The 14,854-nt window shown below is 53.7% G+C and carries 13 protein-coding genes; 12 read left to right on the forward strand and 1 reads right to left on the reverse strand.

The annotated features are described in order from the left end of the window. Positions 1–325 precede the first annotated feature (325 nt). The 8 genes from tkt to FKW19_RS02715 all read left to right on the forward strand — a co-directional run bounded on the left by tkt (position 326) and on the right by FKW19_RS02715 (position 9,626). Positions 326–2,428: a transketolase gene (gene tkt / locus FKW19_RS02680; protein WP_089179569.1), complete on the forward strand. Its 2,103-nt coding sequence runs from the start codon at positions 326–328 to the stop codon at positions 2,426–2,428. An 84-nt stretch (positions 2,429–2,512) separates the two neighbouring features. Continuing rightward, positions 2,513–5,368 carry a bifunctional transaldolase/phosoglucose isomerase gene (locus FKW19_RS02685; RefSeq protein WP_089179570.1) on the forward strand — a complete coding sequence of 952 codons (2,856 nt, stop codon included), beginning with the start codon at positions 2,513–2,515 and terminating at the stop codon, positions 5,366–5,368. 21 nt (positions 5,369–5,389) lie between these two features. Further along, positions 5,390–6,388, forward strand: coding sequence for a phosphogluconate dehydrogenase (NAD(+)-dependent, decarboxylating) (gnd, locus tag FKW19_RS02690; RefSeq protein WP_089179571.1), 999 nt, complete (start codon positions 5,390–5,392; stop codon positions 6,386–6,388). 36 nt (positions 6,389–6,424) lie between these two features. Then, entirely contained in the window at positions 6,425–7,312 is an 888-nt protein-coding gene (locus tag FKW19_RS02695) for a Cof-type HAD-IIB family hydrolase (protein WP_063354617.1), read from the forward strand. After that, entirely contained in the window at positions 7,309–8,055 is a 747-nt protein-coding gene (pgl, locus tag FKW19_RS02700) for a 6-phosphogluconolactonase (protein WP_006115830.1), read from the forward strand. The genes FKW19_RS02695 and pgl overlap by 4 nt, the downstream gene beginning before the upstream one ends. Positions 8,056–8,071: 16 nt before the next feature. Then, positions 8,072–8,785, forward strand: a complete 714-nt coding sequence (gene rpiA / locus FKW19_RS02705; RefSeq protein WP_006115829.1) for a ribose-5-phosphate isomerase RpiA — start codon at positions 8,072–8,074, stop codon at positions 8,783–8,785. A 10-nt stretch (positions 8,786–8,795) separates the two neighbouring features. Further along, complete coding sequence (locus FKW19_RS02710) at positions 8,796–9,380, forward strand: gluconokinase (protein WP_089179572.1); 585 nt, start codon at positions 8,796–8,798, stop codon at positions 9,378–9,380. Between the two features lie 18 nt (positions 9,381–9,398). Then, a complete protein-coding gene (locus FKW19_RS02715; RefSeq protein WP_006115827.1) occupies positions 9,399–9,626 on the forward strand; it encodes a hypothetical protein in 228 nt (75 codons plus the stop codon). A gap of 21 nt (positions 9,627–9,647) precedes the next feature. Here the strand turns inward: FKW19_RS02715 and FKW19_RS02720 are convergent, their stop codons facing one another. Next, the gene (locus FKW19_RS02720; protein WP_193561086.1) at positions 9,648–9,860 is read right to left on the reverse strand and encodes a hypothetical protein; all 213 of its coding nucleotides are present in this window, start codon (positions 9,858–9,860) and stop codon (positions 9,648–9,650) included. Positions 9,861–9,957: 97 nt separating this feature from the next. On the opposite strand from FKW19_RS02720, the gene FKW19_RS02725 reads away from it, so the two are divergent. From FKW19_RS02725 to FKW19_RS02740, 4 genes are all read left to right on the forward strand, one after another. After that, positions 9,958–10,980: an ABC transporter substrate-binding protein gene (locus FKW19_RS02725; protein WP_089179574.1), complete on the forward strand. Its 1,023-nt coding sequence runs from the start codon at positions 9,958–9,960 to the stop codon at positions 10,978–10,980. An 84-nt stretch (positions 10,981–11,064) separates the two neighbouring features. Continuing rightward, entirely contained in the window at positions 11,065–12,831 is a 1,767-nt protein-coding gene (locus tag FKW19_RS02730) for a chloride channel protein (protein ID WP_089179575.1), read from the forward strand. Positions 12,832–12,953: 122 nt separating this feature from the next. After that, positions 12,954–13,985 carry an NAD(P)H-quinone oxidoreductase gene (locus FKW19_RS02735; protein ID WP_089179576.1) on the forward strand — a complete coding sequence of 344 codons (1,032 nt, stop codon included), beginning with the start codon at positions 12,954–12,956 and terminating at the stop codon, positions 13,983–13,985. A 145-nt stretch (positions 13,986–14,130) separates the two neighbouring features. After that, positions 14,131–14,829 (forward strand): YggS family pyridoxal phosphate-dependent enzyme, encoded by a 699-nt coding sequence (locus FKW19_RS02740; RefSeq protein WP_089179577.1) that lies wholly within the window; start codon positions 14,131–14,133, stop codon positions 14,827–14,829. The last annotated feature ends 25 nt before the right edge of the window (positions 14,830–14,854 follow it).

Below are 14,854 nucleotides of genomic sequence, written 5' to 3' on the forward strand. Positions count from 1 at the left end.
AAAAGAATGGTTTTGCAACAACGGTTATCTTACGCTGCCGCGTTATTTAGAAAAAGAACCATATCAGCCCCTTTGTCCATACCACAAACGCACAAGTGGCACGCCTGCTCCCTACCTTGGCAAAAAGAGCATTTCAGGCCCAAAATCACAGAGTTATGACAGCAGACCTGTTCAACATAAAAAGCTGCCTGCACGTCATCATCTCTTGCCGAAAAACGCCTAACCGTGGAATTGTGCGGAACTCTTATAAGGCACACCGCTTAGGGTGCTCATAACTTTCCGGCCATAATTCGTAATTACGGCCCAGTCTGGAGGATAGGTCTGCATGCGCGTTTCTCTTCCCACCCCTGTTCGCGCACCTGCACAAACGCAGGGCAGTGGCGCATCCAGCCTTGATACGCTGTGCATCAACACCATTCGCGCACTTGTCATGGACACTGTGCAGAAGGCCAATTCTGGCCATCCGGGAGCGGCCATGTCCATGGCACCGCTGACCTATACTCTATGGCAAAACCTTTTAAACTATGATCCAACCAACCCGCTGTGGCCTAATCGGGATCGGTTTGTACTGTCCATCGGGCATGCCTCTGCCCTGCTGTACTCTATGATCCATCTATCTGGCATCCGGCAGGTTACAAACGGCAAGATCACCAATGCTCCTGCTCTTACAACGGCTGATTTAGAGCAGTTCCGCCAGCTTGGCTCCAAAACACCGGGCCACCCGGAACATGGACATACAACCGGCGTGGAAACCACAACCGGGCCGCTAGGCGCTGGCTGTGGGAACTCTGTTGGCATGGCCATAGCAGAAAAGTGGCTGGCCGCACGCTTCAATAAACCGGGTTTTGACCTGTTTAACCACCATATTTACACCCTGTGTGGTGATGGTGACATGATGGAAGGCGTAAGCAGTGAAGCGGCTTCCCTCGCTGGTCATCTCCAGCTTGGCAACCTGATCTGGATTTACGATTCCAACCGTATTTCTATTGAAGGCGGCACCAACATTGCGTTTACAGAAAATGTGGCAGAACGCTTTGCGGCCTATGGCTGGCAGGTTCTGGAACTGAAGGATGCAAACGATACCGCAGCTTTCACCCAACTAATTGCCAAAGCCAAGGCTGAAACCAGCCGCCCAAGCATTATTATCGCACATTCGGTTATCGCATGGGGTGCGCCCAATAAAGCTGGTATGGCCTCCGCTCATGGGGAACCTTTGGGCGCAGAGGAAGTACGTGAAACCAAAAAGTTTTTCGACTGGCCAGAAGATAGCAGCTTCTTTGTGCCAGAAGTAGCGCTACAACATATGCAGGATGGCTTGGGTGCCCGTGGGGCCGCTGCCAGCGCCGCATGGAACAAACTGTTTGCCAATTACCATTCCTCACACCCAACCCTGGCCGCAGAGCTAGATGCCATTTTCAATGGCACGCTACCAGAAGGCTGGGATGCAGATATTCCAGTGTACGAAGCCAGCGCCAAAGGTGAGGCCTCCCGCTCCAGCTCTGGCGCGGTGTTAAACGCTGTAGCAGGCCGGTTGCCTTGGCTGCTGGGTGGTTCTGCCGATCTGGCGCCTTCCACCAAAACGCTACTAAAAGGCGAAAAAAGCTTTCAGCCCGCACAATGGGGCGGAAGCTATGCTGGGCGCAATTTCCACTTTGGGGTGCGAGAACATGCCATGGGGGCCATTGCAAATGGTATGGCCCTGTATGGCCTGCGCCCTTATGCGGCTGGCTTTCTGATTTTCTCGGATTACATGAAGGCCCCTATCCGCCTTTCCTCTATTATGGGCGTGCCTGTTACCTATATCTTCACCCATGACTCCATTGGTGTGGGTGAAGATGGCCCAACACATCAGCCTATCGAACAGCTTGTGCAATTGCGCGCTACGCCGGGCCTGATAACGCTGCGCCCAGCAGATGCCAACGAAGTGGCAGAAGCATGGCGTTTTCTGATCCAGCACCGCACCGGCCCCAGCGCCCTTGCCCTGAGCCGCCAGAACCTGCCCACGCTTGATCGCACCCGCTATGCACCGGCTTCTGGCCTCAGCAAAGGTGCTTACATTCTTGCAAGCAGTGAGCAGACACCAAAGGTCATCCTAATTGCATCGGGCAGCGAAGTTTCTTTGGCTGTCGGCGCGTATGAAGCCCTGAGCGCAGAAGGTATTCCGGCCCGCGTTGTTTCCATGCCCAGTTGGGAACTTTTTGAAGCCCAGCCACAATCTTACCGTGAGAGCGTGCTACCCGCCGCTGTAACAGGACGTGTGGTTATAGAAGCAGGCTCACCCATCGGGTGGGATCGCTATGCTGGGCCAACGGGTGAAATCATTGCCATGCGCGGCTTTGGTGCCTCAGCTCCAGCGGGCAAACTGCTTGAAAAATTTGGTTTTACGCCAGAAGCCGTATTGGCAGCAGCCAAACGGCAGGCAGGCTGAACAAACCAGATATTTCACCGCGCGTTATATTACATCGGCCTGCCCGGTTTTTAATCGGGCAGGATGGAGAAAGGATAACCACCAATGACATCCTCCGCCACGCCAAGCGCCAATCCATTACGGGCACTCGCAAAAGCCCATCAGTCCCCCTGGCTGGACTTCATCCGTCGCTCCTTTGTGGAGGATGGTTCACTGGCGCGCCTTGTGCAGGATGATGACATTCGTGGTGTCACCTCCAATCCTGCCATCTTCCAAAAAGCGATGGGAGAAGGCACGGAATATGATGCCCAGATGCGTGACATTCTGGCGCATGAAATTGTTTCCCCCGGAGTGCTCTACGAAAAACTGGCCGTTACAGACATTAAGGCAGCCGCCCGTGTTCTGGCCCCGGTGTATGAGCAGGCTCGTGGCAAGGATGGCTTTGTAAGCCTAGAGGTTTCTCCGTATCTGGCACGAGATCTGGCAGGCACAACGCATGAAGCCGCCCGCTTGTGGGCGGATGTGGCTGAGCCCAACCTGATGGTCAAAATTCCCGCAACGCCTGAAAGCATTCCGGCTATCCGGGCCAGCATTGCCGCGGGCATTAACGTTAACGTCACGCTTATTTTCTCTCTGAATGCTTACAAAGATGTTGTTGATGCGTGGTTGATTGGTCTGGAAGACCGGAAAGCCAAGGGCGGAGATCTCTCCCACGTTGCCTCCGTTGCCTCCTTCTTTGTCAGCCGGATTGACAGCAAGATTGATGCAGAAATTGATCGGCGCGTTGCTGCTGGGGATAAAGATGCCGCAGCGCTGAAGGCTCTACGCGGCAAAGTTGCCATTGCGAATGCCAAGATGGCCTATGTTTACTGGCAGGAAATGATGCAAACGCCGCGCTGGAAAGCGCTGGAAGATGCAGGTGCGCAAACTCAGCGCCTTCTGTGGGCCTCTACCGGCACTAAAGATAAAGCCTATAGCGATGTGCTGTATGTTGATAGCCTGATCGGCCCGCAAACCGTTAACACCCTGCCGCCTGCGACTATGGATGCCTTCCGTGACCACGGCACTGTGGCTGAAACACTTGGCACAGATATCGCCAATGCCCGACAGGTGATGGAAGATACCCAGCGCCTTGGTCTGGATCTGGAAGGAATTACCAAAACCCTTGTAGATGAAGGCGTGCTATCCTTTGCAGATGCCTTTGATGGGCTACTGGGCTCTGTTGCTGCCAAACAGGCCACCCTTTTGGGCGATAAACTCACCACCCTGAAAACAAGCCTGCCAGCCGATTTTCAGGAAGCAGTTAACAAAGGCCTCACCGCCTGGCGCAAATCTGGCTCTATCCGCCACATCTGGGCCAAAGATGCCGCGGTATGGACCAATGGGCCAGAAGCCAAATGGCTAAACTGGCTGAATACGGTAGACGACCGCCTGCACCATATTGCGGATCTGGAAGCTTTTCAGGCTGAAGTGAAGGCCCGCGGTTTCCATCAGGTTCTGCTGATGGGCATGGGGGGGTCCAGCCTTGGGCCAGAAGTGCTGGCCATGACCTTTGGCAAGCACGAAGGCTTTGGCCACCTTTACGTGCTGGACAGCACGGACCCGCAGCAGGTTGCCGCTTTTGAAAAGAAGATAGATCCGCACCACACGCTGTTTATTGTGGCCTCCAAATCCGGCAGCACGCTGGAGCCCAATATCATGCTGGCCTATTTTCAGGATCTGGCCAAACGGGCACTGAAAGAAAAAGCGGGGTCACATTTTGTAGCCATTACAGACCCGGGCTCTAAGCTGGAAGCCTTTGCCAACGCCGAGGGATTCTGGAAGATTTTTGCCGGTGACCCACAGATTGGTGGTCGTTACTCTGTTCTTTCTAACTTTGGCATGGTGCCTGCTGCGGCAGCCGGTGTACCTCTACGCTTGTTCCTTGAAGATGCACTGCGGGGTGTACGCATGTGTGATGGCAGCGTGCCGCCCGTGTCCAACCCCGGCGTTTTGCTTGGCACCATTATGGGCGTTGCCGCCACACAGTTTGGGCGCGATAAGCTGACGATTATCGCCACACCACAAATCATGGATTTTGGCGCGTGGATGGAACAGCTTATTGCTGAATCCACCGGCAAACATGGCAAGGGCATCATCCCCATTGACGATGAAACGCTGGGTGGGCCCAAGCGCTACGGCACAGACAGGCTGTTTGTTTATCTGCGCCTCGCCACCGAACATCGGCATGAGCAGGACGAAGCCATTTCAACCCTGATTGATGCCGGGCAGCCTGTCATCACCATCAACTTCCATAACAGACGCCAGATCGCGCAGGAGTTCTTCCGTTGGGAGATTGCAACCGCTGTTGCAGGTGCTTTCCTGAACATTGATCCGTTTGATCAGCCAGATGTTGAATCCACCAAGATTGAAACACGCAAGCTGATGGAAGCTTACGAAAAAACCGGCAAACTGCCCGCAGAAGAACCTTTTGCACAGCACGGCCCGCTGGTATTTTTTGCAGATCAAGCAAATGCGAACGCCCTTAAGGGAGATACCGCAACAGCTATCCTGAAAGCACACTTTGACCGCGTAAAAGCCGGAGATTACGTGGGGCTTCTGGCTTACATCGAACGCAACCGTGAAACACTGGAATGGATCCAGCATGTGCGCTTGCATGTGCGAGATGCCAAAACCATTGCCACGGCAGCAGAATTTGGCCCGCGCTTTCTACACTCCACCGGTCAGGCTTACAAAGGTGGACCCAACACGGGTGTTTTCCTGCAAATTACTGCGGATGATGCGCGAGACCTCCCCGTGCCGGGCACAGGTTATTCCTTTGGTGTTGTCAAAGCCGCTCAGGCACGTGGAGATTTTGACGTGCTAGCCGAACGCAAACGCCGTGCCCTGCGCGTGCATATTAAAGGAAATCTAAAAGAAGGCCTTGCAGCGCTTGCTTCCGCCCTGCATGACGCCCTGTAAAATATCAGACAGGAGAACATTATGCAGATTGGCATTGTTGGACTGGGCAGAATGGGCGGCAACATTGCCGTCCGCCTGACACGGCACGGGCACGACGTTGTTGTTTATGACCGCGATACCGCAATGGTGGAAAAAACCGTTGCCCGCGCAGAATCCGGTCGTGCTGTTGTCGCCAGCAACCTTGCCGATGTGGTGGAAAAACTGAACGGACCCAAAAGAATTGTGTGGTCCATGCTTCCGGCTGGCACCATTACGGAAGAAACCGTAATGGCTTTGGCTGGCCTGATGCAAAAAGGCGATATCGTTATTGATGGTGGCAACACCTATTACAAAGATGATATCCGCCGCGCCAAAATGCTGGCTGAGAAGGGCATTGATTACATTGATGTCGGCACATCTGGCGGTGTGTGGGGCTTAGACCGTGGCTACTGCATGATGTATGGCGGCCCGCGTGAAGCCGCCGATCATATTGATCCTATTCTGGCCTCTCTGGCACCGGGCATTGGAGATATCCCACGCACGCCAGGTCGTGATCACGCAGACCTCGACCCCCGTGCGGAACAAGGCTACCTTTACTGCGGCCCTGCCGGATCAGGCCATTTTGTTAAAATGGTTCATAACGGTATTGAATACGGCATGATGCAAGCCTTTGCCGAAGGCTTTGACGTGATGTACCGCAAGGACTCACCACTTCTGGCAGAAGATGAACGTTTCTCTCTCAACATGGCAGATATTGCCGAAGTCTGGCGCCGTGGCAGCGTGGTATCTTCTTGGTTGCTAGACCTTACGGCTCAGGCTCTGGCCCAAAATGGTGAACTTTCTGAATTCAGCGGTGAAGTGAGTGATTCGGGTGAAGGCCGCTGGACAATCGAAGCCGCTATTGAAGAATCTGTGCCCGTGCCGGTTATGACAGCCGCACTGTTCACGCGCTTCCGTTCACGCAGTGGCAATACATTTGCAGAAAAAGTGCTATCTGCCATGCGTTTTGGCTTTGGTGGCCACGTAGAAAACAAGAACTAACATAACATTTTAAACGCAGTGCAGGAGTCGGGAAGTATGACAGATAACGGACAGAACGGACTCAACCCGGGCCGTCCGCCTGCTTCCCGCATCCGCCTTGTTGTGTCTGACATGGATGGCACGCTGCTTACGCCGGAAAAACAGGTTACCCGGCATAGTATTGCCGCTATCCAGGCTCTTCAGCAGGCCGGTGTGCCTGTTTGTCTTGTTAGCAGCCGCCCTCCGGGTGGGATGGAAATGTATTTTGATGTACTGGGCCTGCACACGCCTTATGGCGCGCTGAATGGTGGCACCATTTTTAATGCAGACCGCACAATCCGCTCTCGCCTCTCACTAGACCCCGAAGCTGTTCAGGAAACCTTGGATATGCTGAAGGTGCATGACATTGATGCCTGGCTGTTCCGTGGACATGAGTGGTTGGTAACCAATGCAACCGGCGCATATGTAGAACCCGAAGCAAAAGCCGTGCGCATGACCCCTACGGCGGTGCCATCGTTTGATGATTACCAGCTGGATGTTGGCAAGGTGACTGGATCTTCTGCCGATTATGAAGCCTTGATGCGTCAGGAGCTGGAAATCGGGCAGTTGCTAGAAGGCCGCGCCAGTGTAGCCCGCTCCTGCCAATGCTTTTTAGATATCACCCCCAAAGATGCCAACAAGGGCTACGCCCTGCGCCAATTGGCCAATTTGTACAACGTACCCATAGAAGAAGTGGCCTGCATTGGGGATATGAACAACGACGTACCCATGCTCTCCATCGGTGGGCTTTCTATTGCGATGGGGCAGTCAAAACCCGAAGTGGCGGAAACAGCCCATTTTGTAACGGCCCCGAATTCAGAAGATGGCTGGGCCAAGGCTATAGAACAGTTTGTATTGCCCCGCGTGGCTCCTCTTTCAGACACGGCAGGAAAGACAGTATCGTGACAGAACAGAATACCGCCACCGGTGCCCTGCACATTTCTGCAACACGAGACAGCCTGATGCATGATCTGGCTGACTGGCTTGTTAAGCAGACGCTCCAGCGCCCAGAAGCTCCCTTCCGCATTGCGCTAAGTGGAGGTAGCACGCCGCAACATCTCTACCGCTTGATGACAGAAGAACCCTATGTCAGCCGCTTTCCGTGGCAGCGCATGCAGTTTTTTCTGGGAGATGACAGGTTTGTGCCGCACGATCATGCAGATAGCAATTATGGCATGATGCGCCGCCTGCTGTTTTCCCGCGTGCCTGTGCCCGCAGAAAACATCTTTCCCATGCCGGATAAAGGTACTGCGGAGCAAGCTGCCAAGGACTATGAAGCCACCCTGAAACAGATCTATCACGGAGATGCCCTTCAGGCAGGCAAACCCCTTTTTGACGTAAACCTACTGGGCTTAGGCACAGATGGGCATACAGCCTCGCTTTTCCCCGGTCAGCCGGTGTTACAGGAACGCACCGCATGGGTTGCCCCTTGCGTACCGCCTGTTGCCCCCCACACGCGACTGACACTGACATACCCGGCTATTCATGCCAGCCGACACGTTATTTTTCTGGTAGAAGGGGCAGACAAGAAAGAAGCTGTTACCCGCGTAAGAGCGCAGGATCCTGCCTGCCCCGCCAGCGCCATTACCAGTGCAGGAAATCTGATCTGGTTTTTAGATCAGCCCGCCGCTCCCGCACCGCAGAACTAACAGGATACAAACAGGCATGACCGCAACACCGCCCGATCCCGCTGCAGCCTTCAAACAGCAGGCTGCCATTAAAGCTGCATCTCTTGTGCAAGATGGCATGGCCGTTGGCCTTGGCACGGGTTCTACCGCCAAATTTGTTGTTGCTGAACTTGGCCGCCGTGTGCGGGAAGAAGGGCTGCGTATCCGCGCCATTCCTACATCCAGTGTCACAGAAAAACAGGCCAGAGAAGAAGGTATCCCCCTCACCACTTTTGGGGAACAGCCAGAACTTGATATCGCCATAGACGGGGCGGATGAAATTGAACCACGCACCCTCAACCTCATCAAAGGTTTGGGTGGCGCTCTGTTATGGGAAAAAATAGTGGCCTCTGCCGCCAAACAGTTTGTGGTGGTGGCCGATGCCACCAAATATGTAGACCATCTGGGTGCAAAATGCCCCCTGCCAGTAGAAGTTATTCCTTTTGGCTGGGAAAATGTTGCACGCCAACTGGGGGCACTGGGCGCACATGTTACACCACGCCGTAACCGTGATGCCTCTTTCTATCTGACAGATGAGAAGAACCTGATCATGGATTGCGTGTTTGGCCCCATGATGGAACCTGAAAAGCTGGGCCGCTCCATTCTGGAAATTGTTGGTGTGGTTGAACACGGGTTGTTCCTGCATATGGCGCGCCAAACCATTACTGCTGGGCCAGAAGGCATACGCATCCTCACCCCACAGCAGGATTAAAACATCACCCATGCCACAAAATGCTTCTGCCCACCCTACAGACAGCACACTCCCTGCCCAACCAGCAGCACGAAGTATTACCCGGCACCTACTGGTTATTATGGGTGTATGCGGGTCTGGCAAAAGCACTGTGGCTGAAGGGTTGCATAATGAATTGGGGTGGCCCTGGCTGGATGCAGATAGCCTGCATGCTGCCTCCAGCATTGAAAAAATGGCCCACGGCGTTCCACTGACAGATGAAGACCGCCAAGGCTGGTTGGCCCGTTGCCATGCCTGGTTGGCAGAAAAACAAAAAGCCGGAACGGGCGGTATCCTTGCCTGTTCCGCCCTCCGCCGCGTTTATCGTGATCGACTTCAGCAAGATGGCGTAAAGCCTATATTTATCTATTTAAGCGCAGATACATCTGTGCTGGCACAAAGGCTAAAAACCCGGGCCGACCACTTTATGCCTGCCTCTTTATTACCTAGCCAGTTGGAAACGCTGGAACCGCCACAAGCGGATGAGAAAGCGCTTACTTTTTCCGTGCTCCCAGAACCAGCAGAAATTATCGCAGAAATTCTAACACGCTTGAGAACTCTTCCCTTAAACATGTAAACGCTACGGGAGAAGCTAGTGGGACACAATTACGCCAAACCCCTTACATCCGGGCAAAAAATGGAACGCCTGTTGGCACGTATTCCACCGGGTTGGCACATTGCGTTGGAGCGTCAGACTGGTGAGGCCACATGGCGTGCCCTTACGCATGCCCCGGATAAAGAAGGAAGCTGGAGCGCACCTTATGCTGATCCAGCAGATGCATTGGAAGAAGCATGGCGCAACAATCGTTCAGTGCTTGTCTAATTTTTGCATGAAGCTGGGCCGCTACCGCCCTGCTTTGTCCGATGTCACCTTACGGTAGGGTTTGCCGGTTAGACTATTTATTCTAACCTTACGGGGGCGCTTGGGCGTTTCATCTGGCACAACGTGACACGGTACACCTTCAGCCTGCCGTGCTTTTGCAAAGCGTTGCGCATGTGAAAGTTGAGATGCCTGATAAAGCAGCTTGTCCCCCAGCATAACCTTGTGCTTACGCACGATAATTTTCCTCCAAGAGTTCACCATATCCGCACTAACATGGTGCTTGTGGCGCATCTATCTGTATCCTATCGTATATAAAAACAGGATACGCTCCATGCCTTCATTGCTGACACGCCTTTGTTGTTCCTCCCTGCTGATTGCGGGATTGGGCTCTTTTGTTGCTTCCTCCGCCATAGCACGCAGCGTTACGGATATGAGTGGCCATACCGTTGAGATCAAGGACGACCACCCAGCCATTGCAGACCTCTGGTTTGCCCATAATGAAATTTCCGTCATGCTGGGGGCCGCAGACCGTATCCGGGTTTCTGCCGAAAATCCGGTGGATAGCCCGTGGCTGTTCAAGGTGGCGCCTATCATGAAAAACGCCCATACGGGCGTGCGGCCTGATACCGCCAGCGCAGAAAATTTACTGGCCCTCAATATCGGTCTGGCTTTTGTGCCAACATCTGCAAAGGCAGAAGAACTACGCAGAATGGGCGTGCCCACTTTGTGCGCAGAATATACAACTCTGCCACAGATGCTGAAATCTATGGATATGACAGCCCAAGCGCTGGACACACCGGAAGCCACTCGGGTTGCTCAGTCTTACAAAGAGGACATGGAAGCAACGCTTAAGCAATTAAGCACCCGGTTGGCCAATCTGCCCGCCGCAGAACGCCCTCGCGTTTTGCATATTGCGCGCCTGAACCCATTGCAGATTGATGGTACAGACACACTGATAGATGCCTGGATACAAACTGCTGGCGGGCACAATGCTGCAACGGTCAGCGGCAACCATCGCCCTGTTTCCTTTGAACAAATTGCCGTGTGGAATCCGGATGTCATTATTATCGGAGCCTCCGCAGGCATGCCGGACGCGGCCTCCCCTCTAAGGTCTCTGGCTGCTTTCAAAAACGGACGGGCATGGATAAACCCACGAGGCGTATTTGCATGGGACAGATACGGCGCGGAGGAGCTACTTCAACTTCAATGGGTTGCGCAAAAACTGCACCCAGATCTTTTTGCAGATACGAATATGCACAAGGCCACACAGGCCTTTTACCGCAAGTTCTTCCATTATCCTTTAACAGATCAGGAAGCTGACCTTATTCTGGCTGGAAAACCACCTGCTCCATAACCAGCATGCATCATATTTCATAAAAGTGCATGACACTTATGTGATGTGTTGGACGTTGGTCAGCCGTCCTGTTATGTCCGATTCATGACAGGACTGCTAGACCACCTGCGCACTCATAAAACACCTGCACGCCTTTTGCTAACCTTACGTGCCTTGGTGCGCACGGATTCTCTGTGGCTTGTTGCTCTGGCGGTTCTTATTGGTCTGCTGGCTGGCGGTGCGGTCAGCCTTATGACCAAAGCAACCTTTCTGGTTCATCAGATTCTAGCTCCCGGTCATTCTCGGCTTTCTGGCCTTCAACATATTACACCCCTGCATGCCCTGCTGGTTCCAACCTGTGGGGGATTGTTGCTGGGATTATGGAACCTTGCCCTTACCCGCCAGCGCCATCGGCCTGTAGACCCTATAGAAGCCAATGCCCTGCATGGTGGCCGCATGAACCTGAAAGACAGCCTGATTGTTGCAGGGCAAACTGTTCTTTCAAACGGTTGCGGTGCTTCTATTGGGCTGGAAGCCGGTTTCAGCCAGATTGGAGCCGCGTTTGGCTCTCGCATTGGGCGCAACCTCAGCATGCACCGTGCAGATATACGCCTGTTGGTAGGGTGTGGTGCGGCAGGCGCTATTGGTGCTGCGTTTGATGCCCCACTGGCAGGAGCTTTTTACGCATTTGAACTGGTTATTGGTTCCTATGCCTTTCCCCTACTGGCACCTGTGGCCTGTGCATCTCTCTGTGCTTTGGCTGTTGTTCATCTTGCAGGAGCTAATCTGCCAGAACTTTCTCTTACGCTGCCACAAACCATTCCTTCACTGGCATATCCGTTCCTCATACTGCTTGGCATTGCCACAGCCTTTATTGGCGTTGGGCTGATGAAAAGCGTAACGCTTACGGAATCCCTTTTCCGTCGTATTCTGCCAGCCCTTTGGCTGCGCCCGGCAGTAGGGGGGGTACTGGTTGGGTTACTGGCCCTCGTTTCCCCATCTGTGCTGTCTTCTGGGCATATGGCCATGCGGGAGGGGTTGATGATGCCTCCGGCATTGTGGCTGGCCATAGGGCTGCTCCTGCTTAAGGCCTTGGCCTCTACTATCTCTATTGGAAGTGGATTTCGTGGTGGGCTCTTTTTTGCATCTCTCTATTTGGGGGTTCTAACAGGTGCAGCCTTTACGGGGCTTACAGCACCTCTTCTGCCTCTGCCCATTACACTTTGCACCGTTGCCGGTATGTGCGCACTGGCAACAACCATTATTGGGGGGCCCTTCACCATGATTCTGTTGGCACTGGAAACAACGCACAGCGCCAACATGACGGCAGCAGTGGCACTGGCAGCCATTACATCCTCACTCACCACACGGCGTATTTTTGGCTATTCCTTCACCACCTGGCGCTTTCACCTCCGTGGGGAAAACATTCGTTCTGGTGTGGATGTAGGCTGGATGCGTACACTGACTGTAGGGCAAATGATGCGCACGCAGGTTGATACCCTACCCGCTGAAACGTCTGTAGCCCAAGCACGCACGGCATTTACGGGCCGTGCGCCTCGTTACATCGTTGTGCTGGATAAGCAGCACCACTGCATGGGGTTGGTGGAATATACGCAAATCCAATCCATGATAACGCCTTCCGACCATCCCGTACAAAACCTTCTGCCACCGGACAGCATGGTTCTGGCTCCGGAAGACAATCTCTCCCGCGCTTTAGCTGCATTTGAACGCACAGGCTTGCCTGCCTTGGCTGTGACAGACACAGACCACAATGTGCTTGGCATACTGAGTGAACGCTATGTTTTGCGCCGCTATGCAGAAGAACTGGAACGCACCCGCCGAGAGCTTGCCGGAGAAAAACACCGGCGCTAGCACATCACAAACCAGAGAAAATTGTTAATTATAGCGTGGACGTGAAGTTGCATACGTTATCCATACGGTATGCAGCCACGTTAAATGCTTTTGGTTAACCACTACAGACGGCGGAATTATCTATGCCTGCTCCTACCCTTCTGCCTTCCACCATGAAAGCCATCTGCTTTACGCAGGCAGGCGCACCCGATGTCCTGCTCCTGGAAACCATTCAGGTTCCGCAACCTGGCCGAGGAGAAGTGCTGGTGCGCGTGATGGCTGCTGGCGTAAACCGGCCGGATATCATGCAGCGCAAAGGGCTTTATCCACCTCCGCCCGGAGCCTGTCCAAGATTAGGGTTGGAAATAGCCGGGGAAGTTGTCGCACACGGCCTGCCACAAGATGGTGTCACAATGCCTGCCATAGGAAGCCGCGTATGCGCGTTGGCAAATGGGGGCGGCTATGCAGAATATTGCCTTGTACCTGCCGGGCAATGTTTACCTTGGCCAGAAGGCTTTAATGCCATAGAAGCCGCCGCCCTACCGGAAACTTTTTTTACCGTGTGGTCCAACCTTTTTATGCCCACCATGCTGCCCAAAGATGCACGGGTATTGATTCATGGTGGTAGCAGCGGCATTGGCACAACGGCTATACAGCTTGTTAAGGCTTTTGGCGGCACGCCCTTTGCAACAGCCGGAACGGATGAAAAATGCGCTCTGTGCGAACAACTGGGTGCACAGGCCATTAACTACAAGACGGAAGATTTTGCCGAACGCATTACTGAGCTCACCAAAGGCGAGGGCGTAAACGTTATTCTTGATATGGTGGGTGGCCCTTATTTTGAGCGAAATCTCAAAAGCCTCGCCTTTGATGGCAAGCTCATCATTATCGCACTGCAAGGTGGCGCAAAGGCCGAACAGGCCAATCTGGTGCGGATTATGACACACCGGCTTATTGTAACAGGCAGCACATTGCGCCCACGCGATAGCGCCAGCAAAGCCCGCATTGCACAGGATCTAAAAGAAAAAGTCTGGCCTTTGCTGACAAACCGCACAATACGCCCTTTTATCCATCAAACTTTTCCATTGGCACAAGCTGCGGCGGCGCATCAGGCAATGGAAGATGGACACCATTTGGGTAAAATTATCCTAACAGTCGATTCTCTTGCAGTATAAATTTGGTTTTATACTAAGGTACCCCTCAGGCGCTTTAAGCCAAGACCTTCTAGGCGCCTGAAAAGGTTATCTTCCTCTCCCAACATAGGTATGCGGCGTTTGCGGCACTTGACCAAGTGCGCGTCTTCAAGAATTTTGACGCCTCATGGAAACACCATCCACCCTTCCCTCATCTGTTCTAGCGGATCGGCTTACTGCCGTTCGCCAGAATATTGACGCAGCAGCACACACAGCAGGCCGGAATCCCGCCTCTGTCACGCTGGTTGCCGTTTCCAAATTTCATCCGCTTTCCAGCGTGCAGGAAGCCCTTGCCGCAGGCCAGCGTGTGTTTGGAGAAAACCGTGTGCAGGAAGCTGCCAGCAAGTTTCCCACCCTGCGGGCAACTTACCCTGACCTTCGGCTGCATTTGATTGGTGGCCTGCAAACAAACAAAGCGCGTGATGCAGTACGCATTGCCGATGTTATAGAAAGCTTGGACCGGCCGGAACTGGCAGAAGCTCTAGCCAAAGCAGCAGATAAAGAAGGTCGCCTGCCTGAGCTGCTCATTGAGGTCAACACAGGCGATGAGCCCCAGAAATTTGGTGTCCCGCGTGAAAAAGCAGATAGCTTTATCCGCACCTGTCGCCAGCAGTTTGGGGCAAAGTTGCAAGGGCTGATGTGCATTCCTCCCGCCATGCAAGACCCTGTGCCGCATTTTAGGCTTCTGCACAGCATGGCGCAGGAACATGGGCTCCCTGTTATCTCCATGGGGATGTCTGCCGATTACCCACAAGCCATTGCCGAAGGGGCAACTCTTGTGCGTGTTGGCACCGCAATTTTCGGGCCGCGGCCACCTTCTCCCTGATTTTCATTTTCTGGGTGGAAGCCAG

This window comes from Acetobacter sp. DmW_125128 (assembly GCF_008704325.1).
Classification (GTDB): Bacteria; Pseudomonadota; Alphaproteobacteria; order Acetobacterales; family Acetobacteraceae; genus Acetobacter; species Acetobacter oryzifermentans.

Coding starts and splice junctions, on each gene's coding strand:
- tkt (WP_089179569.1), top strand. CDS start 326: ATGCGCGTTTCTCTTCCCACCCCTGTTCGCGCACCTGCACAAACGCAG.
- FKW19_RS02685 (WP_089179570.1), top strand. CDS start 2,513: ATGACATCCTCCGCCACGCCAAGCGCCAATCCATTACGGGCACTCGCA.
- gnd (WP_089179571.1), top strand. CDS start 5,390: ATGCAGATTGGCATTGTTGGACTGGGCAGAATGGGCGGCAACATTGCC.
- FKW19_RS02695 (WP_063354617.1), top strand. CDS start 6,425: ATGACAGATAACGGACAGAACGGACTCAACCCGGGCCGTCCGCCTGCT.
- rpiA (WP_006115829.1), top strand. CDS start 8,072: ATGACCGCAACACCGCCCGATCCCGCTGCAGCCTTCAAACAGCAGGCT.
- FKW19_RS02710 (WP_089179572.1), top strand. CDS start 8,796: ATGCCACAAAATGCTTCTGCCCACCCTACAGACAGCACACTCCCTGCC.
- FKW19_RS02725 (WP_089179574.1), top strand. CDS start 9,958: ATGCCTTCATTGCTGACACGCCTTTGTTGTTCCTCCCTGCTGATTGCG.
- FKW19_RS02730 (WP_089179575.1), top strand. CDS start 11,065: ATGACAGGACTGCTAGACCACCTGCGCACTCATAAAACACCTGCACGC.
- FKW19_RS02735 (WP_089179576.1), top strand. CDS start 12,954: ATGCCTGCTCCTACCCTTCTGCCTTCCACCATGAAAGCCATCTGCTTT.
- FKW19_RS02740 (WP_089179577.1), top strand. CDS start 14,131: ATGGAAACACCATCCACCCTTCCCTCATCTGTTCTAGCGGATCGGCTT.